The 19,912-nt window shown below is 75.3% G+C and carries 20 protein-coding genes; 8 read left to right on the forward strand and 12 right to left on the reverse strand.

Translation table 11 applies throughout. The annotated features are described in order from the left end of the window. Positions 1 to 27: 27 nt before the first annotated feature. Genes ACTJIY_RS09830 through ACTJIY_RS09840 form a run of 3 tightly spaced genes read left to right on the forward strand, consistent with a single transcriptional unit; the run spans position 28 to position 1,384 of the window. Positions 28 to 576 (forward strand): universal stress protein, encoded by a 549-nt coding sequence (locus ACTJIY_RS09830; RefSeq protein ID WP_440673611.1) that lies wholly within the window; start codon positions 28 to 30, stop codon positions 574 to 576. After that, positions 573 to 1,010, forward strand: coding sequence for a FluC/FEX family fluoride channel (locus ACTJIY_RS09835; protein WP_440673610.1), 438 nt, complete (start codon positions 573 to 575; stop codon positions 1,008 to 1,010). The genes ACTJIY_RS09830 and ACTJIY_RS09835 overlap by 4 nt, the downstream gene beginning before the upstream one ends. Next, on the forward strand, positions 1,007 to 1,384 hold the full coding sequence (locus ACTJIY_RS09840; protein WP_440673609.1) for a fluoride efflux transporter FluC: 378 nt from the start codon (positions 1,007 to 1,009) through the stop codon (positions 1,382 to 1,384). Before ACTJIY_RS09835 ends, ACTJIY_RS09840 begins: the two co-directional genes overlap by 4 nt. A gap of 230 nt (positions 1,385 to 1,614) precedes the next feature. On the opposite strand, the gene ACTJIY_RS09845 is transcribed toward ACTJIY_RS09840, so the two are convergent. From ACTJIY_RS09845 to ACTJIY_RS09885, 9 genes are all read right to left on the reverse strand, one after another. Next, positions 1,615 to 2,220 (reverse strand): flavodoxin family protein, encoded by a 606-nt coding sequence (locus ACTJIY_RS09845; RefSeq protein WP_253051543.1) that lies wholly within the window; start codon positions 2,218 to 2,220, stop codon positions 1,615 to 1,617. A 208-nt stretch (positions 2,221 to 2,428) separates the two neighbouring features. Next, on the reverse strand, positions 2,429 to 2,842 hold the full coding sequence (locus ACTJIY_RS09850) for a PRC-barrel domain containing protein (RefSeq protein ID WP_253051542.1): 414 nt from the start codon (positions 2,840 to 2,842) through the stop codon (positions 2,429 to 2,431). Then, a complete protein-coding gene (locus tag ACTJIY_RS09855) occupies positions 2,839 to 3,267 on the reverse strand; it encodes a hypothetical protein (protein WP_253051541.1) in 429 nt (142 codons plus the stop codon). The genes ACTJIY_RS09850 and ACTJIY_RS09855 overlap by 4 nt, the downstream gene beginning before the upstream one ends. Then, the gene (locus ACTJIY_RS09860) at positions 3,264 to 4,493 is read right to left on the reverse strand and encodes an NRAMP family divalent metal transporter (RefSeq protein ID WP_353706906.1); all 1,230 of its coding nucleotides are present in this window, start codon (positions 4,491 to 4,493) and stop codon (positions 3,264 to 3,266) included. The genes ACTJIY_RS09855 and ACTJIY_RS09860 overlap by 4 nt, the downstream gene beginning before the upstream one ends. After that, positions 4,490 to 5,008: a hypothetical protein gene (locus ACTJIY_RS09865; protein ID WP_253051539.1), complete on the reverse strand. Its 519-nt coding sequence runs from the start codon at positions 5,006 to 5,008 to the stop codon at positions 4,490 to 4,492. The genes ACTJIY_RS09860 and ACTJIY_RS09865 overlap by 4 nt, the downstream gene beginning before the upstream one ends. Positions 5,009 to 5,085: 77 nt before the next feature. Beyond that, complete coding sequence (locus ACTJIY_RS09870; protein WP_440673608.1) at positions 5,086 to 6,102, reverse strand: zinc-binding dehydrogenase; 1,017 nt, start codon at positions 6,100 to 6,102, stop codon at positions 5,086 to 5,088. 95 nt (positions 6,103 to 6,197) lie between these two features. Continuing rightward, entirely contained in the window at positions 6,198 to 6,896 is a 699-nt protein-coding gene (locus tag ACTJIY_RS09875; RefSeq protein ID WP_440673607.1) for a GAF and ANTAR domain-containing protein, read from the reverse strand. Continuing rightward, positions 6,893 to 7,600, reverse strand: a complete 708-nt coding sequence (locus tag ACTJIY_RS09880) for an ANTAR domain-containing protein (protein ID WP_440673606.1) — start codon at positions 7,598 to 7,600, stop codon at positions 6,893 to 6,895. Before ACTJIY_RS09880 ends, ACTJIY_RS09875 begins: the two co-directional genes overlap by 4 nt. Positions 7,601 to 7,680: 80 nt before the next feature. Next, the gene (locus ACTJIY_RS09885; RefSeq protein ID WP_440673605.1) at positions 7,681 to 8,373 is read right to left on the reverse strand and encodes an ANTAR domain-containing protein; all 693 of its coding nucleotides are present in this window, start codon (positions 8,371 to 8,373) and stop codon (positions 7,681 to 7,683) included. A gap of 232 nt (positions 8,374 to 8,605) precedes the next feature. Here ACTJIY_RS09885 and ACTJIY_RS09890 point away from each other — a divergent pair, with 232 nt between their 5' ends. Further along, positions 8,606 to 9,235, forward strand: coding sequence for a PAS and ANTAR domain-containing protein (locus ACTJIY_RS09890; protein ID WP_440673604.1), 630 nt, complete (start codon positions 8,606 to 8,608; stop codon positions 9,233 to 9,235). Between the two features lie 75 nt (positions 9,236 to 9,310). Continuing rightward, positions 9,311 to 9,976 carry a flavin reductase family protein gene (locus ACTJIY_RS09895; RefSeq protein WP_440673603.1) on the forward strand — a complete coding sequence of 222 codons (666 nt, stop codon included), beginning with the start codon at positions 9,311 to 9,313 and terminating at the stop codon, positions 9,974 to 9,976. 142 nt (positions 9,977 to 10,118) lie between these two features. Here ACTJIY_RS09895 and ACTJIY_RS09900 read toward each other — a convergent pair whose 3' ends face one another. Continuing rightward, positions 10,119 to 10,991 (reverse strand): alpha/beta fold hydrolase, encoded by an 873-nt coding sequence (locus ACTJIY_RS09900; protein WP_440673602.1) that lies wholly within the window; start codon positions 10,989 to 10,991, stop codon positions 10,119 to 10,121. A gap of 165 nt (positions 10,992 to 11,156) precedes the next feature. Between ACTJIY_RS09900 and ACTJIY_RS09905 the strand changes: the two genes are divergently transcribed. From ACTJIY_RS09905 to ACTJIY_RS09915, 3 genes are all read left to right on the forward strand, one after another. Then, entirely contained in the window at positions 11,157 to 13,169 is a 2,013-nt protein-coding gene (locus ACTJIY_RS09905) for a BTAD domain-containing putative transcriptional regulator (RefSeq protein ID WP_440673601.1), read from the forward strand. A 132-nt stretch (positions 13,170 to 13,301) separates the two neighbouring features. After that, a complete protein-coding gene (locus ACTJIY_RS09910) occupies positions 13,302 to 18,431 on the forward strand; it encodes a glycoside hydrolase domain-containing protein (RefSeq protein WP_440673600.1) in 5,130 nt (1,709 codons plus the stop codon). Positions 18,432 to 18,627: 196 nt separating this feature from the next. Further along, on the forward strand, positions 18,628 to 19,335 hold the full coding sequence (locus tag ACTJIY_RS09915) for a hypothetical protein (RefSeq protein ID WP_440673599.1): 708 nt from the start codon (positions 18,628 to 18,630) through the stop codon (positions 19,333 to 19,335). A gap of 7 nt (positions 19,336 to 19,342) precedes the next feature. Here the strand turns inward: ACTJIY_RS09915 and ACTJIY_RS09920 are convergent, their stop codons facing one another. Both ACTJIY_RS09920 and ACTJIY_RS09925 read right to left on the reverse strand, forming a co-directional pair. Beyond that, the gene (locus ACTJIY_RS09920) at positions 19,343 to 19,519 is read right to left on the reverse strand and encodes a hypothetical protein (RefSeq protein ID WP_440673700.1); all 177 of its coding nucleotides are present in this window, start codon (positions 19,517 to 19,519) and stop codon (positions 19,343 to 19,345) included. Between the two features lie 3 nt (positions 19,520 to 19,522). Then, complete coding sequence (locus ACTJIY_RS09925) at positions 19,523 to 19,906, reverse strand: DUF6188 family protein (protein ID WP_440673598.1); 384 nt, start codon at positions 19,904 to 19,906, stop codon at positions 19,523 to 19,525. Positions 19,907 to 19,912: the final 6 nt, after the last annotated feature.

Below are 19,912 nucleotides of genomic sequence, written 5' to 3' on the forward strand. Positions count from 1 at the left end.
GGGTGCTGCCCGCGGGAAGAGGTCCGCATGAGAGCCAGACCCGTGCCCCAGCCCGCGCTCGACCGCATGGTCCCGTTCGCGGGGCACCCCGTCGTCGTCGGTGTGGTCCCCGGCGGGGACCCGCTCGTGGTCCGCACGGCCGCGGCCTGGGCGGACGCCGCCGGGTCCCGCGTGGTCGCCGGGTACGCCGACACCTCGCGCCACGTGGTCGAGGAGCACCCCGACGGCTCGGTGACGCACGCACCGCTCGACCCGGACTCCGCCGACGACTCCTGGCAGGAGGTCGAGGCCCGGCTGCGGGCCGAGGTCGAGGAGGCGCTGCGGGGCGCGAGCGTGGCGTGGGAGCTGCGCTACCTCGCGGGTCGCCCCGACCGCGCGCTGACGCACCTCGCGCGGGCGGTCGACGCCGCGGTGATCGTCGTCGGGACGCGCGCGCCCGGGTCGACCGCGCACCTGCGCGAGCTCGTCGAGGGGTCCGTCGCCGCGCACCTCGCCCACCACCAGCACCGGCCGGTGCTCACGGTCCCGCTCGCGGTCGTGGACTGGAAGGAGCTCCGCACGCCGTGGGAGAGGTGAGACGACGGACGCCGCTCCTCGCGCTCGCTGGGCTCGTCGCGCTCGGGGGAGCGGTCGGCACGACGGCGCGCGCGCTCCTCGAGCAGGCGTTCGCCCCCGTGCCCGGGTCGTGGCCGTGGACGACGTTCTGGATCAACCTCGCCGGGTCGTTCGTGCTCGGCGCGCTGCTCGAGGCGCTGCTCCGCTCGGGACCGGACGCCGGGTGGCGGCGGGGCGTGCGGCTCGGCTGCGGGACCGGCGTGCTCGGCGGGTTCACGACGTACTCGACGTTCGCCGTCGAGGTCGAGCGGCTGGCGAGCGGGGGGCACGCCGCGCTCGGCGCGGCGTACGCGCTGGGGAGCGTCGCGCTCGGCGTCGCGGCCGCGGCAGGCGGGATCGCGCTCGCCGCCATGGCCCGACGGCGGCTGGTCGCCCGGGGCGGTGGGGCGCGGTGACGGGCGTCCCCGAGCTGGTGCTCGTCGCCCTCGCCGGCGGGCTCGGCGCGGCGTCGCGGTTCCTGCTGGACACGCTCGTGGCCCGGCACAACCGGTGGTCGACGCCGCTCGGCACGGTCGTCGTGAACGTCAGCGCGTGCTTCCTGCTGGGGCTGCTCACGGGCTGGGGCGTGACGCACCCGGGCCACGGCGACGTCGCGGCGGTGCTCGGAGTCGGCTTCCTGGGCGGCTACTCGACGTTCTCGACGGCGTCGGTCGAGGGCGCGCGCCTGCTGCTCGCGGGCCGCGGTGCGGTCGCGCTGCTGCACGCGCTCGGGATGCTCGTCGTGTGCTTCGCGGCCGCGGTGGCGGGGATCGCGGCCGGGGGTGCGTGAGCGGGCGCGATCGGTGCGACGCAACCCAGGAGGGGGCGCTCGCTGTCGAAGGAGGTCGCGCGTGAGCGCACCCGCGACGGAGCTCGCTCCCGTGTTCTCGGCCCTCGCGGACGACACGCGGTGGCGGCGCCCGGCTCGAGGAGACGGCACGCGCGCTCGAGGCCGTCGGCGCCGCGTGGGACCGCCGGCTCGCGGCGATCAAGCGCATCGCGGAGTCGTAGGCCGGGCGATCACGACCCCGGGGCGGGGACGGGATGCTCCTGGAGCGCCGTCGCGACCGCGTGCAGGTTGTGCGCCATGAGGCGGCCCGTCTCTCGGGCCCATTCGTGGCCGTGGCCGGTCTGCACGTAGTCCGGGCCCGGGCCGGGACCCTGGTTCCAGTAGGTCCAGGCCTGGCCGGGGATCGTGTAGCCGATGTCGGCGAGCGCGCCGCTGACCTCCGAGATGACGTGGTGCGCGCCGTCCTCGTTGCCCGTCACCACCACGCCCGCCACCCGGTTGTAGGCGACCGGCGCGCCGTCCGGCCCGTCCTCGGAGAGCATCGCGTCCATGCGCTCGAGCATGCGCTGGGCGACCGACGACGGGCGGCCCAGCCACGTGGGCGTGAGGACGACGAGGATCTGCGACGCCAGCAGCCGCTCGTGCACGCGCGGCCAGTCGTCGCCCGCACCGGCGTCGGTGACGACGCCCGGCAGGACGTCGAGGTCGACGAGCCGCACGTGCTCGACCTCGACGCCGCGGTCCTGCAGCGCCTCGGCGACCACCCGCCCGAGCGCCTCGGTGTTGGACGGCTCCGGGGACTTCTTGAGCGTGCAGCTCACGAACAGCGCCTTCATGGGTCCTCCCGTGTCGCCGGGCAGGGCGACGGTGTCCTCGTGCCTCCGCCCGGACGGCTGACGGCGGGTGGCTTCACCGTCCCGTCCAGCGTCACGGGGCCCCGGCCCGCTCGCAACGCGCCGAGCGCTGCGGCCCCGGCCGGGCGCTGCACGCGGAGGTGCCTCTCCCGACCGGGAGTGCCTCTCGGGCCGGCCGTCGCGCCCGACGTCACGGCAGGGCGGCGTCGTCCTGCCGGTACCCCGGCGCGAGGCGGACCTCGCCCTGCCCGACGGCGGCGACGTCGTCCCACGGCACGAGGAACGTCCCGCGGTGCCGGCGACGCACGAGCTGCGGGACCGGCCACGGAGCGGTGACGCCCGTGCGTTCGTACCCGAGGAACGACCCGCCCGTGCGCGGGCTCACGAGGATCCCGACGACGCGCGCCCGCCCGACCCGGCTGCGTCGCCGGACGCTCGCGCTCAGGGCACGGTCCTCCGGGTGCGCGTCGTCGGGGTCGTCCCCGGCGTCGGACGGGCCGCCGTCGGGCAGCGTGTCGAGCGCGAGCCGGACGTCCACGAGGAAGCCGAGGCCCTCGCCGTCCGGGCCCAGGACGTGCGCGTCGAGCAGGTCGCCGAGGATCACGGTTCCTCCTCGGGGTCGTGCCGGCCGCCGGGGACGCGGCCGACGACGTGCTCGCGCAGCCAGTCCTCGGTCCAGTGCAGGTCGAGCGAGTCCGCGCGGACGGTGAGCTCGAGCGCCGTCCCCACGTGCCCGACGTCGGCCCACCGGACCCGTTCCCAGCGTGACGCGGGCGGTCGGCCGCCGAGGAGGCGCGTCACGAGCACCGGGCCGGTGAGGATCGCGCCGACCTCCGCCGGCTCGCCGGGCACCGCGTCGCGCGGCCCGTCGTCCCGAGCGCTGCCGTCCGCGCCGTCCGTGGCGACGAGCTCGAGGTCGTCGACGGTCGTGACCGGCTCGCCGTCGACGTCGAGCACCTGGCGGCTCAGCAGGTGCAGGCGCGCGTCCACGACGCGCACCCCCGTCGGCGTGGAGGCGTCCCGGCTCATGACCCCGCTCCCGTCGCGATCATCAGGGGTATCGCCGCGACGGCCGCGGCGACCACGATCACCAGGTACACCATGCCGAGCGCGTTGGTCGCGCGCCCGTTGACGTGCTCGCCCATGTACTCGGGGTCGTTCGCGACGAGGAGGATCGGCACGTACGTGAGGGGCAGCGCGACGGCGGAGAACACGACGGACATCTCGGTGACCGCCACCGGGTCGACGCTCGTCATGAGGATGGCGACGGCCAGGAGCAGCGCGACCACCATCGTGACGTGGAAGCGCGCGGCGCGGGCCGGGCGGCGGAACTTCCCCCACGACCAGCCGAGGTACTGCGCGAGCGTGTACCCGCTCGACAGCGCGGTCTCCAGCGCTGCGCCGAACGTCGCCGCGACGATCCCGACGATCACGACCGCGAGCAGGAGCGTCCCGCCGGCCTCCGCCACGGGCAGCACGATCTGCGACAGCGACGACACCTCGATGCCCGCCGGCAGGAGGACCACCGCTGCGCACGCGGCGATCGCGACGGACAGCAGCCCGCCGAGCGGGAACCCGACGAGCACGTTGACCCGGTTCTGCGCGAGGTCCTTCGCGGTCCACCCCTCCTCGACGGCGCCGGACGAGAAGAAGAACACCTCGTACGGCGTCATCGCGGCCCCGAACAGCGCGACGGCGTAGTACCAGTACGTCGCGACGTGCTCCGTCGCCGGGGGAGAGGGCGGCACGGCCTGGCGCAGCAGCTCGCCCCAGTCCGGGCCGAGCAGGAAGAGCGCGACCCCGAACCCCACGAGCAGCAGCCCGAGCAGCCCCGCGACGTTCTCCATGACCTGGAACTTCACGCGCCACAGCACGAGCCAGACGGCGAGCGCCGCCACCGGGACCCACAGCCGCGGCTCGACGCTGCTCGCGAGGTGCAGCGCGAGCGCGATGCCGCCCACCTCGGCCGTGAGCGTGAGCAGGTTGATCGCGAACGACGACGCGAGGTTCGCGCCCGCCGCGCGGGGGCCGAGGCGCTCGCGGATGATCTCGAACGTCGCGCGCCCGCTCACCGCCGCCACGCGGCCGGACATCGACGCGAACAGGCAGATGCCGACCACGCCGACGACCACGACCCACACGAGCGACAGCCCGAACCGCGACCCGACGACGGCGTTCGTGACCAGGTCCCCGATGTCGACGAACCCGCCGATCGCCGTGAGGATCCCGAGCGCGACCCCGAGGAGCCGCTTCACGCGCCACCCGCCAGGGCCAGGGCCGTGTCCACGTCGTCGGCGGCGCGGGCCAGGTCGGCCTCGAGCTCGGACGCCGTGAGCGGGACCGCACCGGCCTCCGACAGGTCGCCGCCCGCCTCGCGCGCGACCCACGCGCGCGCCGCGACCACCTCGCGCGTCGCGTCCGCGACGGCCACCAGACCGGCGTCGCGCTGCGCGGACGAGACGTCGTCGGGCGGGACGAGGGTCGTGAGCGCCGTGGTGGACTCCTCGAGCACGCGCACCTGGTCCAGCACCGCGGCGTCCGCGACGGGCGTGGTGACGCGGTCGGCGTCGAGCAGGCGCACGGTGAGCCGCGTCGTCTCGACCGCCGACCCGGCCTGGGCGAGCGCGTCGGCCACGGCCGCGGTCGCCTGCCCGGGGTCCTGCCGGCTCACGGTGCAGCCCGCGGTCGTCCCGAGCACGAGCGCGAGCACGAGCGCGTGCGCGTGCCTCGGCACGGCCCCGGAGCGGGTGATGCGCGCGCGACGTCCCACGTCAGCGATGGTCCCGCCGGGAGCCGCTGCTCGCACACGGACGGCCTCGCCGGTGGCGCGGGCGTCCGTGGCCGGCGTCAGGGGCGCAGCAGGGACTTGATCGCGCGGCGCTCGTCCATGGCGGCGTAGCCCTCGGCCGCGTCGTCGAGCGACAGCTCGAGGTCGAACACGCGCGCGGGGTCGATGCGACGCTCGAGGACGAGGTCCATCAGCTCGGGCAGGTACCGGCGGACCGGCGCCGGGCCGCCCGACCAGTGCACGTGCCGGTAGAACATGTCGACGACGGGAAGCTCGACGCCGTGCGGCAGCCCGACGACGCCGACGTGTCCGCCGGGGCGCACGGCGCCGAGCGCCTGGGCCACCGACTCCGGCGTGCCGACCGCCTCCACCACGCCGTGCGCGCCGAGCCCGTCGGTGAGATCCAGGACGCGCGCGACGCCGTCGTCGCCGCGCTCCGCGACGACCTCGGTCGCGCCGAACGCCCGCGCGAGCTCCTGGCGGGGCGCGTGCCGGCTCATGGCGATGACCTGCTCCGCCCCGAGCTGCGCGGCGGCGAGGACCGCGAGCAGGCCGACGGCGCCGTCGCCCACCACCACGATCGTCCGGCCCGGTCCCGCCTGCGCCTCGCGGGCGCCGAACCAGCCGGTGCCCAGCACGTCGGACGCGGTGAGCAGCCCGGGTAGCAGGTCGTCGTCGGGACGTTCGGGCGTCGCGACGAGCGTCCCGTCGGCGAGGGGGACGCGCAGCAGCTCGGCCTGGGCGCCGCGCACGGGCTCCCGGTGGACGCACGACGTCTGGTAGCCGGCGCGGCAGATCGGGCACGTGTTGTCGGACGCGAAGAACGACCCGACGACGAGCTGTCCCGGGCGCACCGTCCGGACGTCGGCGCCCACCTCCTCGACGGTGCCGACGTACTCGTGACCCATCGCCACGGGGTGGTCGATCGGGTTCGCCCCGCGGTACGTCCACAGGTCCGAGCCGCACACGCACGCGGCCTCGACGCGCACGATCGCGTCGGTCGGTGCGAGCAGTCGCGGGTCGTCGCGCTGCTCGACGCGGACGTCGTACGGGGCGTGGATGACGGTCGCGCGCACGGCGGCTCCCTGTGGCGGGCGGACGGGACGCCGTCGAGCCTACGACCGCCCGCCCGGGCGAGCCCGCCCGGATGCCCGCGTCGGGGCTTGCCGGGTCACCGCGGGCGCTGCGCCTCGCTCAGGATGTCCTGGGCGGTCGCGCTCAGGGAGCGACCCTGCTGCTCGGACCTGCGGACGAGCTCGTCGTACGCGGCGCCCATGTCGACACCGAGCAGGTAGGCGAGCGCACCCTTGGCCTGCTCGACGGCGGCCCGCCCCGCGAGCGCCCGCGCGACGTGGCGCGTGAGCTCCTCCGCGCCCAGGTGGTCGGGCTGCACGACGGCGAGCGTGAGCATGTCGGCGAACGCCCGCAGGATGCGGCGCTGCTCCTCCGAGGGCCCCACGGGCTCGCGCCCGAAGACGTTGAGGCCGCCGAGGACGCCGCCCTGCCAGACGAGCGGTGTGGTGAAGACGCTGCGGTAGCCGGCGTCGACGATCGCGGGGCCGACGTGGGGCCAGCGCTCGAGTACCTCCGGGACGCCCGCGGCCTCCACGGGTGACTCGGACGCGAAGACGTCGACGCACGGGCCCTCGGTGCGCTGGGCCTGGTAGAGCTCCAGGTGCGTCGCGGTGTGCGAGGTCGCGCTGAGCATCTCCAGCTCGCCGTTGGTGCGGACGAGGACGCCGCCGGCGTCGCCTCCGGAGAAGTGCACCGCGTCCTGCGTCAGGTGGTGCAGGACGTCGGTGATGTCGTGCTCGCGGAGGAGAGCGGCGGTCGCCTGCGCGAGGGAGTCGGTGGGGGTTCGCGGCGTCATGGTTCCTCGGTCCTCTGCGTCTGGACGGCGTTGCTCTCGTCGTAGGTGAAGCTCAGCCGTCTTCTGACGACGTCCTCGGCGACCTCCTCGAGCGTCGTCGACCGGGCGAACGCGTGCGCCCGGAGCACGGCGAGCGCGTCACCGGGGGCGACGCGGAGCTGCGCGGTCACCATGCCCGTCGCCTGGTGCACCTCGGCGCGCGTCGACCAGTCGAGCGAGTCGAGGTCGCCCAGGAGCGACAGCCCGACGACGTCGGCGAGGAACTGGACGTCCTGAGGCCCGCGGGCGAGCGTCGCCGACGCGGTGAGGAGGCTGAGCACGCCCATGACCCGGCCGCCCGCGTGCATGGGGACGGCATGGTAGGTGGCGGGTCCGCTGATCGCGCCGACGACGTGCGTGAAGACGGGGAACGCCTTCGCGTCGCGGCTCCCGTCGACCTCGCTCACCACGACGCGGTCCTCGGTGAGCGCGACCTGGGCCGGCCCCTCGCCGAGCATCTCCTCGAGATCCTCGATGCGTCCCGCGACGCCGTCGGACGTGGCGACGGTGAGCCGGTCGTGCGACGTCGCGGCGACGGTCAGCGCGGCGCTCTGGGCGCCGAGGACCGTGGCGCACGCCTGGCACAGGCGCGCCGGCATGGGGAGGTCGTCGTCGACCGCGGCGAGCGCGCGCGCCAGGAGTCCCAGCAGCTCTGACGCGCCCACCGTCCGCCTCCGTCCTCGTCGTCCACCGCGGTCAGTCTTTCATCACTGCGGTCGCACGCCCGGCGACACGACCTGCAGGGTCATCGTCCTGGCCACTCGTCCTCCCACGCGGTGCGCCGCTCCACGATCTCGCCGACGCGTCGGCTCGGCGGTGCCGAGCGGAGGACCGTCTCCGCCACCGCGACGATGCCCACCCCGCGCCGTCGTGCCGTCGCGCGCAGCGCGTCGTGGGCCTCGCCCGCCGTGGTCTCCTCGTGCGCCATGAGCACCCCGGCCGCCCGCTGGACGGTCACCTCGGCGCGGCGCCGCCGGGCGAGGTCCGCCCGGGGGTCCGCGCCGACGTCGGACCGGAGCCGCAGCTCTCCGGCGACGAGGCGTACCAGCGCCTCGGCGGCCCGGACCGACGGTTCGGGCCACGCCTCGGGGGTGCGCGAGTAGAGGGTGAGCGCGATCACGACGCCGGGCCGCACGTCGGCCGGGGCCACGACCGCGCGGCAGTACCCCTCGCGGGCGAGCGCGAGCCGCCAGGCGGCCCAGCGCGGCTCGTCGGTCGCGTCGGGCACGAGCTGGGTCGCGTGCCGCGACCGCGCCGTCCGGCCGGGTCCCTCGGCCGCGAGCAGCTCGGCCCGGTCGCACCGCACGGCACCGGCCGCGCCCCCGCCGAGCTGGGCGACCACCCCGTGCTCCGACACCGTGAGCGACGCCTCGACGTCGTCCCCCAGCGTCCCGGCGGCGCCGATCACGTACCCCTGGAGACCGCTCGCGAGGCTCATGGCCCGCTTCCCGTCCGGCGGCCGGCACAGGGGCGGGGAACCGTCGCACGGTGGAGCACCGAGGTCTGTCGGGAGCCCGCGTCTCCTGGAGGCCATCCTCGTTCCACCGTACGCCGGTGCGCGCGGTTCGTTGCGGGCTGCCGGCGGTTGCAGGAACGCCGCGTCGGACTACAGTCCGGGTCTTGAGTCTGGACCTGGCTCACGACCCGCTGAACCACGACGGAGACGACCCATGTCCCTGGAGGATCACGCCACGCTGCACCCGCTGTCCCTCGCCGACGACACGACCCTGGGGCAGTACCGGGTCGACCTCGCGACCGACACCTGGTGGTGGTCGGCCGAGACGTACCGCCTGCACGGCTTCGAGCCGGGCGACGTCGTGCCGACGACGGCGCTCGTGCTGGCCCACAAGCACCCCGACGACCGTGAGCGCGTCCGGGACGTGCTGGAGCGTGCACGGCGCGACGGCGCACCCTTCTCGAGCCTGCACCGCATCATGGACGCGCGCGGCAGGGAGCGTGTCCTCGTCGTCGTCGGCCAGGGGCGGCGCGACCGCGACACGGGGCGGGTCGTCGAGCTGCTCGGGTACTTCGTCGACGTGACGCGACCGGTCCGTGCGCAGGCCGGACGCCAGGCGCAGCGGGATATCACGGCCGCGGCCGACAGCCGGGGCCCGATCGAGCAGGCGAAGGGGGTCGTGGCCGCGACGCTCGGGGTCCGGCCCGAGCAGGCGTTCGCGCTCCTCAAGCGCGCGTCGAACGAGCGCAACGTCCGTCTGCGCGAGCTCGCGCGGCAGGTCGTCGAGGAGGGCACGCGGCCCGACGACGACCGCGCCGACCGGGTCGCCGTGCTGTTGTCGTAGGCGCCGCCGTCGCGCCCCGGACGCGACGTCCGACGGCCGCCAGACGTCGCGTCCGCGCGCGGCGAGGCTGGGTCTGTGACCACCACCTCGACCCGCCCCGCCCCGTCGCACGTCGTGATCGACCCGGGGATCCTGTACTTCGGCACGCCGGTCGCGCTGCTCAGCACGGTGAGCACCGACGGCCGCGTCAACCTCGCCCCGATGTCGTCGGTGTTCTGGCTGGGCCGCACGGCGGTGCTCGGCCTCGGCGCGCGCTCGCAGACGGCGCTGAACCTCCTCGCGACGCGCGAGGTCGTCGTGAACCTGCCCTCGACGGCCGAGGTCGACGCCGTCGACCGCCTCGCCCTGACGACCGGGCGGGACCCGGTCCCGGAGCGCAAGGCGTCCGTCGGGTACCGCTACGAGCCGGACAAGTTCGCGCGCGCGGGGCTGACGCCCGTCGCGTCGGACACGGTCGCGCCGCCGCGCGCTGCGCAGTGCCCCGTCGCGGTCGAGGCACGGCTCGTGCACGCCCACCTGCTCGGGCGCGACGATCCCGCCCGCGCCGGGTCGCTCGTCGCGTTCGAGGTGCGCGTGACGCGGGTGCACGTCCACGAGAGCGTCCGCATGCCGCGGACCGCGCACCGCGTCGACCCCGACCGGTGGCGTCCGCTCCTCATGAGCTTCCAGCGGTTCTACGGCCTCGGGCCCGAGGCGCACCCGTCGCGCCTCGCGACGATCGACGAGGACTGGTACCGCTGAGACGGACGCGCGACGGGTGCGCGAGATCGGCCCGAGCGTCCGAGATCGACCCTCAGGGGGTCGACCTGACGACGGGTGGGTCGATCTCGGGGTGGGGCCCGGGGCTGACGTCCGCGGCAGGACGGACCGCGGGGCCGGCCGGTCAGCGCCGGCCGAGCGCCCGCACGACCGCCGCGACGTCGGCCGGGGCCTCCTCGGCCATGAAGTGGCCGGCCGTCGTCGTGAGGTGCTCCAGGTCCGGTGCCCAGCGCCGCCAGACGCCCGCGGCGTCGTACCCGAGCTGCGCGCCCCAGTCCTGCTGCACCACGGTGACCGGCATGGCCAGCCGGTCCCCGGCGTCGAGCGACGCCTGGTCGTGCTCGACGTCGACGGTCGCCGTCGCGCGGTAGTCCGCGACGATCGAGTCGACGGCGTCCCGGCTCGCCGCGAGGTAGTGCGCGCGGACGTCCGCGGGGATCGCCGCGGGGTCCTGGGTCCACGCGTCGAGGAAGGACCCGAAGAACGCGTCGGCGCTGTTGCGGATCATCGCCTCGGGCAGGCCCGGCGGCTGGGCCATGAGGTAGAGGTGGAACGCGACCGCGGCGTCCACGCCGTGCAGCACGCCCCACGTGTCGAGCGTGGGCACGACGTCGAGGATCCCGAGGTGGCTCACGCGGTCCGGGTGGTCGAGCGCGGCGCGGAACGCGACGAGCGCACCCCGGTCGTGGCCGACCAGGGCGAACCGGTCGACGTCCAGCGCGTCGGCGAGCGCGACGACGTCGGCGCCCATGGCGCGCTTGGCGTAGACGTCGGGCGTCGTCGCGGCGGGCTTGGCGCTGTCGCCGTACCCGCGCAGGTCGGGTACGACGACACGGTGGTCGCGCGCGAGGTCCGGGGCGACGTGCCGCCACATGTGGCGGGTCTGGGGGAAGCCGTGCAGCAGGACGACGGTCGGGCCGTCGCCCGCGGTCTCCGCGCGCAGCGCGACGCCGGGCGCGACCTCGACGGTGCGGGTCTCGAAGCCGGGGATGTGCATGGGTGGGTCCTCTCTCGGGTGGTTCGGGCCGCCGGAGGTCGTGCCGGGCGGCTCGCGACCATCCTCGGAGCGGCGGATCAGCGTCCGATCAGTGCCGCGCGCCGCCCGGGCCGCGCGCACGCCGCCCTCGTCGCCGCCGCGGCACGGCCCGGCGAGAATGGCCGGGTGGTGGAGCTGCGCATCGAGGTGCTCGGGCCGGTCCGGCTGCTGCGCGACGGCGCGGAGGTCGACCCGGGCGGCCCGCGTCAGCGCGAGCTCCTGGCGCGGCTGGCGGCCGCGCGCGGCCGTCCGGTGTCGTTCGAGCGGCTCGCGGCGGACCTGTGGGACGACGACGCGGAGCGCGACCTCCGCGCCCGGCGCGGTGCCCTCGCGACGTTCGTCGGCGACCTGCGCCGTCGCCTGGAACCCGAGCGCGCACCGCGCACGCGGCCGCGCGTCCTCGTCACCGAGCACGGCGGCTACGCGCTGCGGGTCCCGGACGGTGCGCTCGACGCGGCGCGGCTGGAGTCGGCCGTCGCCCCGGTCGGTGGACGCACGACGCACGGCCTGGCCGCCGCGGCACCCGGCGCCACGCCGGGGCTCGGGGTCGGGGACGCGCCGTCGGACACGCGTGCCCTGCAGGACGCGGTCGCGGCGTGGCGCGGGGAGCCGTACGCCGACCTGCCGGACCGCGCGTGGGTGCGGGCGGAGCGGCGGCACCTCGCAGAGGTGCACGCGCGGGCCGTCGAGCTGCTCGCGGAGGCGCTGCTCGCGGACGGGCGCCCGGGCGAGGCGGTCGCCGCGCTCGACGCGCACGCCGCCGCGCACCCTTGGCGCGAGCACGCGTGGGCGCTGCTCGCGCTCGCGCTGTACCGCGAGGGGCGCCAGACGGACGCGCTCGCCGTCGTGCGCGGCGCGCGTCGCCGACTCGCCGACGAGCTCGGCCTCGACCCAGGACCGGAGCTCGTGCGGCTCGAGCGCGACGTGCTCGCCCAGGCGCCGGCGCTCGACGGCCCGACGCCGGGTGCCCGCCTCGCGGTCACGGCCCCGACCTCGCGCGCCCACCTGCGGTCCACGGTCGACGTCGCGCGCACGCTCGCGATCGCCGGGGGAGACCACCTCGCGACCGCGCAGCAGCAGCGGGTCGCCGCGGCGCTCGCGGCCGAGGCGACGGGCGACCCGGTGCTCACCGCGCGCACGGTCACGGCGTACGACGTCCCGGCCGTCTGGACCCGGAGCGACGACCCCGAGGCGGCCGCCGCGCTCGTCGGCGTGGCGCGGCGCACGCTGCGCCGCCTGGGCTCCGAGGCGAGCCCGGTGCTGCGGGCGCGCCTGCTCGCCGTCGTCGGGATCGAGCACCGGGGGACGCGCGACGCGTGGGCGTGGGCCGCGGCCCAGGACGCGGTGGGCGTCGCGCGCGCCGTCGGCGACCCGGGGACGCTCGCGCTCGCGCTCAACGCCCGGTTCCTCCAGTCGTTCCAACGTCCGGGCGCGGCCGCCGAGCGCGAGACGACCGGCGCCGAGCTCGTCGCGCTCGCCGCCGCCCACGACCTGCCGACGTTCGCGATCCTCGGGCACCTCGTCCGGATGCAGGCCGCCGCGGGGGCCGGGCGGTTCGGCGACGCCGACGCCCACGCCGCGGCGGCGGAGGACGTGGCGGCCGGGTACGAGTCGCCCGTCGTCCCCATGCTCACGGCCTGGTACCGGGCGATGCGCGACGCCGAGACCTCCTCGCCCGACGCCGCGGCGCGCGCGTACCGGGCCGCCGACGACCTGCTGGCCGGGGTGCGCATGCCGGGCGTGCGCGACGGGCTGCTCCCGCTCGCGCTGCTCACGGTGCGGCTCCGCCACGGCCGCCCGCTCGCCGGGCTCGGCGACGCGGGACCGTACGCGCCGTGGGCCGCGCCGCTGCTCGCGCTCGACGCCGGCGACCGCGAGGCCGCCGCCGACCTGGTCCGCGTGGCACCCGAGCCCCCGGCCGACCACCTGCGCGAGCTGCGGTGGGCGCTCGTGGCCGAGACCGCCGTCCGGCTGGGGGACGCGCGCCTCGCGCGTCGTGCGCGGGACGCGCTCGCGCGCACCCCGGACGAGCTCGCGGGAGCCGGGTCGGGGCTCGTGTCGCTCGGCCCGGTCCGGGCGTGGCTCGACCGTCTCGGCCCGGTCGCGGACGGTGCGAGCGGGCGCCCGGGCGGCGGGTAGCGCCGCGGGGACGACCGTCCGTCGGGCAGGTGAACTTCGGGGGCGGGGTCTTGAGGTCGGCGGGGACGACACGTACCGTGAGGGCGGCGAGGCGGAGCAGCCTCGGCACGACCCCCCCCAAGGAGAACTCTCGTGGCCAGACCATCTGCCGCGCGTCTTGACAGCGCTGTCGGACGACGCGGGGCCAGCCCGACGTCCGACCCCCATACCCGACGAGGCCGCCGCAGCCGGCTCGGCGGAGCCCTCGCCGGGGCTCTGGCCGCCGCGCTCGCCGTCGGCGTCCTGCCGCCCGCCGCCGCGGTCGCGGCCCCCGTGGTGCCCACCGCCGAGAGCGACCTCGCGTCGCTCGTCGACGTGTTCGTCGGCACCGAGGGCGACTACGGCAACGACATGCCCGCCGCGCAGGCGCCCAACGGCCTGGCCAAGGTGAACCCGCGCACGACGCCGGGGCGCAACAACACCGGCTACGACTACGCGCAGTCCAAGATCTCGGGCTTCACGCACACCAACCTCGACGGGGTGGGGGGCTCCGGCGGCGGCGGTGACATCCTCGTGGTCCCGACCTCCGGGTCGTACACCGCGCGGCCGGGCACGGGCACGTACGCGCACACCTTCTCGCACGACGACGAGCAGGCCGGCCCGGGCTTCTACTCCGTCGGGCTCGGCAACGTCGCGGGCAAGGACGGCGCCATCGCGGCCGCGCCGGGCACGATCGAGGCCGAGGTCGCGGCGACCACGCGCTCGGGCGTGCACCGCTACGCGTTCCCCGAGGGCTCGACGCCGAGCCTCGTCGTCGACCTCGAGACCAACAACACGAGCCGCCGCTCGTCCTCGGTGCAGGTCGAGACGCGCGCGGACGGCACCGTCGAGCTGTCCGGCCAGGTCACGGGCTACTTCTACAACGCCGCCTACACGCTCTACTACACCGCGCGCACGCTGCAGCCCGCGACGGTGCAGACGTGGGGCGACGACGACAAGCTCGTCGACGCGACGTCCCAGGACGGCGTCGACACCGGCGCGGTCCTCACGTTCGACCCGGCCGACGCGGGGGACGTCGGCCTGCAGGTCACGCTGTCGCCGGTGAGCGTCGAGCAGGCGCGGACCGACCAGGCGGTCGAGCTCGGTGACCTGTCGTTCGACGCGATCCGTGACCGCACGCGGGCCGAGTGGAACGCGACGCTCGGGCGGGTCGCGATCGACGCCTCGACGGCGACGGACCCGACGGGCGAGCTGCAGCAGCTCTTCTACACGCACCTGTACCGCATGTTCGCCATGCCGATGAACGCGACGAGCACGTCGGGCACGTACCGCGGCGTCGACGGCGCGGTGCACGCGGCGCAGGGCTTCACGTACTACGACTCGTGGGCCACGTGGGACGACTTCCGCAAGTTCTCCGTCATCGCCTACATCGACCCGGCGCTGTACCGCGACATGGTGCAGTCGCTCGTCTACCTGTTCGCGGACGCCGAGGCGACCGGCACGGGCAGCGGCCTCGGCGGGTTCGTGCACTCGGTCCCGACGGTCCGCTGGGAGCGGTCGTCCGTCGTGGTCGCGGACGCGATCGCGAAGGGATTCGACGGGTTCGACCGCCTCGACGAGGCGTACCCGGCGCTGAAGCGGCTCGCCGGGCAGTACAGCGCGGACGAGCTCCAGCGCGGGTACGTGGCGGGCAACCCCGGCGCGTCGGTGCAGCGCGGCTACGACCAGTACGGCCTCTCCGTGATCGCGGACGAGCTCGGCCTGACGGACGAGGCGCAGACGATGCGCGAGCAGGCGTCGTGGCCGATCGAGAAGCTCACCAAGCCGGGCGCGTGGACCGCGGCCGACGGCACGCAGGTCGGCCTCCTCACCCCGCGCGCCGCCGACGGCTCGTGGCAGAGCGCCGACTACGCGAAGTTCGAGGCCGCGAGCCTCTACCAGGGCACGCTCTGGCAGTACCACTGGTACGACGCGTACGACATGGACGCGCTCGTCGAGGCGATGGGCGGCCCCGAGGCGGCGCGCCTCGCGATGCGCCACATGTTCGGCGAGCACGCACCGGACGACGGCAAGGCCATGCTCCACTCGAACGCCAACGAGATCGACCTGCAGGCGCCGTACCTGTTCAACTACACGGGCGAGCCGAGCCTCACGCAGAAGTGGGCGCGCGCGATCTACACGAAGGAGACCTGGAACCGGTACATCGCGACCGGTTCCTCCAGCGCGGTCCCGAGCGGCGGCGGGGAGTTCACACCGCCCGTGAAGACGAAGGTCTACCAGCTCGACCCGCGCGGGATGCTCCCCACGATGGACAACGACGCCGGCACGATGTCGACGATGTTCGTCGCCGCGGCCGTCGGCCTGTTCCCGGTGACCGCCGGGTCGGACGAGTTCCAGATCGGTTCGCCGTTCTTCGACTCCACGACCATCACCTACGACGACGGCAGCGCCTTCACGGTCACGGCCGACGGCGTCTCCGAGGACGCGTTCTACGTCCAGTCCGCGACGCTCGACGGCGCACCGTTCGGCAACACGTGGGTCGACTACGCGACCGTGATCGGGGGCGCGGACCTCGCGTTCCGCATGGGCGAGCAGCCGAGCGACTGGGGCACGGACACCGAGCCCGCGTTCTCGATGAGCACCGCCACCGACGAGCCCGCCGAGGGACCGCGCGTCAGCGCGGACCCCACGACCGTGCAGACCGGCGACGGCGGCGCGCTCGACGCGACCGTGACGCTCACGCTCGACGGCGCGCGGTTCGCCGCGCCCGCCGGCACGGACCTCGTCGCGGGCGGGGCGGCGAACGTCGTCGGGCTGCCCGACGGCGTCACGGCGGCCGTGACGGTCGCGTCGCCGACCGCGCTCACCGTCTCCCTGACGGGGACGGCGTCCGCCGACGCGCGCTTCTACGTCCACCTGGGCGACGGTGCGCTCGCCGACGACGTCGCCGCGTCGTCGCTGCGCGGACAGGGCGTCTCGGTGCTCTCCCCGCTGCGCCTGTCCGTGGCGTCCGCCGAGCGCGACGCGCTCGCCGGGCTCGTCGACGACGCCGTGCTCGTGCGGCACGGGAACTACTCCTCGGTGACGTTCGACAGGTTCTCCACCGCGCTGACCCAGGCGCAGGACGCCCTCGCGGACGAGGCGGCGACGAGCATCGCGCTGCGGTTCGCGGCCGACCGGCTCGGCGCGGCGATCGACGCGCTCGACCTCACGGGCGGCGGCTACCGCACGCTCGAGGCCGAGCAGTCCGAGGCGTGGTCGGGCGGCGAGCTGAAGAACGAGGCGAACAGCTCGTCGGGCAACCTCGGCGGCGTGCGCTCCGGGTCGTGGGTGCAGTACCGCGACATGACCTTCGAGACCGCGGCCGGGGACACGCCGCCGCGCTTCCTCACGGTCCGGTACGACACGAGCTTCGCCCCGACGGACACGCCCAGCACCGTGCGCGTGCACGCCGGCGACGTGAACGGCCCCGTGGTCGCGACCGTGGACCTGAAGGGCACCAGCGGCTGGGGCAAGTACACCGAGGTGACGGCGGAGCTCGGCGACGTCCAGGCGCTCGTGGACGCGAAGGCCGTCACGTTCGAGCTGCTCGCCCCGTCGGGGCGGAACTGGGTCGGCAACTTCGACTGGTTCCGGTTCAGCGCCGAGGACCCGACGGCCCCCGGCCAGCCGGGCGAGTCGCCGACCGTGACGATCGAGGCCGAGGACTGGACCGCGAACTCCGGTCGCGGGCTCAAGAAGGAGTCCTCGACGTGGACGAGCGGGCCGGTGACGAACGTCGGCGGCACCGCGGACGGCGACTGGATCGCCTACGGGCCGGTCGACCTCGGTGAGCTCCCGCTCGGCGAGCTGTCGGTCCACTACGTGCACAACTCGAACCGGTCGGGGAACAACTCGGCGCTGTCGGTGTACCTCGACGCGTTCGACCCGGCGAACCCGGGCGAGCCGTTCGTCACCGTGCCGCTGCCGACGACCGGGTCGAGCTGGACCGCGGACGGGACGGCGACCGTCGTCCTGCCGCAGACGGTGCAGGGGACGCACGAGGTGTTCGTGCGCCTGTCGACAGAGCCGTACGCCGACCACCCGTACGTCGCGAACCTCGACAGCCTCACGTTCGCGCCGGGCGGCCCGACGTCGGTCGTCGTCGAGTCCGAGGCCTGGACGTCGAACTCCGGCCGCGGGCTGAAGAACGAGAGCTCGACGTGGACGAGCGGGCCGGTGACGAACGTCGGCGGCACCGCGGACGGCGACTGGCTCGCGTACGGCGAGATCGACCTCGGCTCCGCCGCGCTCGACCAGCTCTCCGTGCACTACGTGCACAACTCGAACCGGTCGGGTCGGAACTCGGCGCTGTCGGTCTACCTCGACGCGTTCGACCCGGCGAACCCGGGCGAGCCGTTCGTCACCGTCCCGCTGGCGAACACCGGGTCGAGCTGGACGACGGACGGCACGGCCGTCGTCGACCTGCCGACCACGGTCCGCGGCAAGCACCAGGTGTGGGTGCGCCTGTCCACCGAGGCGTACGCCGACCACCCGTACGTCGCGAACCTCGACAGCATGCGGTTCTTCACCGACGCCTACGAGGTCGAGGTCCCGCCGACCGACACGGCCGCGCTCGCGGCGTCGGTCGAGGACGCCGCGGCGTTCGAGGCGGAGATCGAGCGGTACGGCCGCATCGACGCGGGCGTCTTCTCGCGCGAGCTCGCCGCCGCGCGGTCGCTGCTCGGTACCGACGGCGCCGCCCAGGCGCAGGTCGACGAGCGGGCGCGCCGTCTCGGGTTGGCGACCGACCAGCTCGTGCCGGCCGAGCGTCGTCGGCTCGAGAACCTCGTGACGAGCGCGGAGTCCCTGACCGACGAGGGGTACAGCCCCGAGTCGTGGCAGGCGTTCCGCACGGCGCTCGCCGCGGCGACCGAGACCCGGGACGACGCGGCGGCGTCGGACGCGGCGCTGCGCGACGCACGCCTCGCGCTCCAGGGCGCGATCGACGCCCTGGAGGAGCCGGCGGACGTCGAGCTCGTCGAGGTCACGCTCAGCCCGCGCTGCCTCGCCGGGAAGCCGTACGTCGCGGTCCGCGCGGTGAACGTCTCCGACGCCGCGGTGGACGTCGAGCTCGCCTCGGCGCTCGGGGCCAAGACGTTCACGGACGTCGCGCCCGGGGCGAACGCCTACCAGTCGTTCGCGGCCCGCGGCGTGACCGGTGACCTCGTGGTCACCGTGACCGCCACCGGTCCCGACGGCGAGCAGACGGTCGAGCAGACGGTCACCGTCCCGACCTGCTGACCCGCACCCGACGTGCCCGCGTCACGGCCTCGTGCCGTGACGCGGGCACGGTCGTCTCCCAGGACGGGGCTCGGGCGTACGGAAGAATGCGCGGGGGTCGGCCCCGGTCGAGGGCCGGGACGGGGAGGCGTGCGATGGCGGTCGTCGTGTTTGGAGCGCCGGGTCGCGGCGCGGCACGGGTCAGGACGGCGCGCCTGTGAGCCCGCGCGGCGGCTGGTGGCCGCTCGGAAGGCGAGGGGAGGAGCGGCCCTCCGCCGAGCAGGCCGCCGCGGCCGAGGCGCAGACGCGCCTGCTGGGCGTGCTGGCGCAGGAACTGGCGGCGGCCCAGACCGAGCCGTGGGACGAGCTGTCGTACCGCGCGTTCGTCGTGGCCGACCGGACGCAGTCGCACGTGTCGCTCCGCGGCGCGTGGCCACCGCCCCTCGCGCAGAAGCCGACCTCCTCGACGTTCGTGGAGGCGCTCGCCGAGCTGCGGGCGGCGACGGCGGCGCCCGGCCGGGGGGCCTGGTTCACCATTTCCATGACGGTGCGCGCCGACGGCGAGGTCGACGCGTCGTACGACGTCGACACCGAACCCGGCTTCGTGCCCCCGGCCGGCCCCGCCGACTTCGCCAGCGACCTGGAGCGGTTCCCGCGGTCCGTCGAGGCGCAGCCGACCTGGCTGCGCGAACGGCTCTCCTGGGCGCGGCTGACGCCGGAGCAGAGGTCGCGCGCCGAGGCCGGGGTGGGCGCGCTCCAGCCGTACCCCGCGCTCGGCGGCAGCCGACCGCTGTTCACCGTGACGGTGATGCCGGAGGACGACGTCGTCGACGTGCTCGACCACGCGACCGGCCGGAGGGCGCTCGTCGACCGGGACGGCACCGTCCGGCTCGTCGCGCCGGACCCCTCGGCCCGCCCGCGCTGACCACTCCCTACCGCACGAGCGCGCGCACCGCGTCGATCGTGTCGGCCTCGTCTGCGGACTTGTCGTCGCGGTAGCGCAGCACGCGCGCGAACCGGAGCGCGAGGCCGCCGGGGTCGAAGACGCTCCTGCCTCGGTCGATGGCGTTCGCTTCAGTAGATTCCAGACAGGTAGCTGACAGTCGCATGCCTTATTCCCACCACGCCAGACTGCCTCCGGGCGTGCAGATCACCAGTTGGGTATCGGGAGTCGCCAACTGCCAGGACTCGTACTCGGGATGTGGTCTGACCTCGATGGCGCCGCTTGCGAACGTCAGCCGTATCGATCCGACGGTGCTGACATGCGCCGATTCGACCCGCTGATTCAGGAGCGGAAGGAGCACATCGATCGCACGGCCGTCGACGGGTTCCCCCTGCCACACGCCAGCGGTGGAGTGCGCTGACATGGGTGTCTCGATGACGAGGCGATCGTCACTCTCGAAGTCGAGCGTCAAGGCGCGAGCGACGCGGAACTGGTAGACGGAGGTGCCGACCAGTCTCGCGGCGTGCCTGCTTGCGGAATCGGCATCGTTCACAGCCAA

It is taken from the genome of Cellulosimicrobium sp. 22598 (assembly GCF_052044445.1).
In the GTDB taxonomy this organism is placed as follows: domain Bacteria; phylum Actinomycetota; class Actinomycetes; order Actinomycetales; family Cellulomonadaceae; genus Cellulosimicrobium; species Cellulosimicrobium cellulans_G.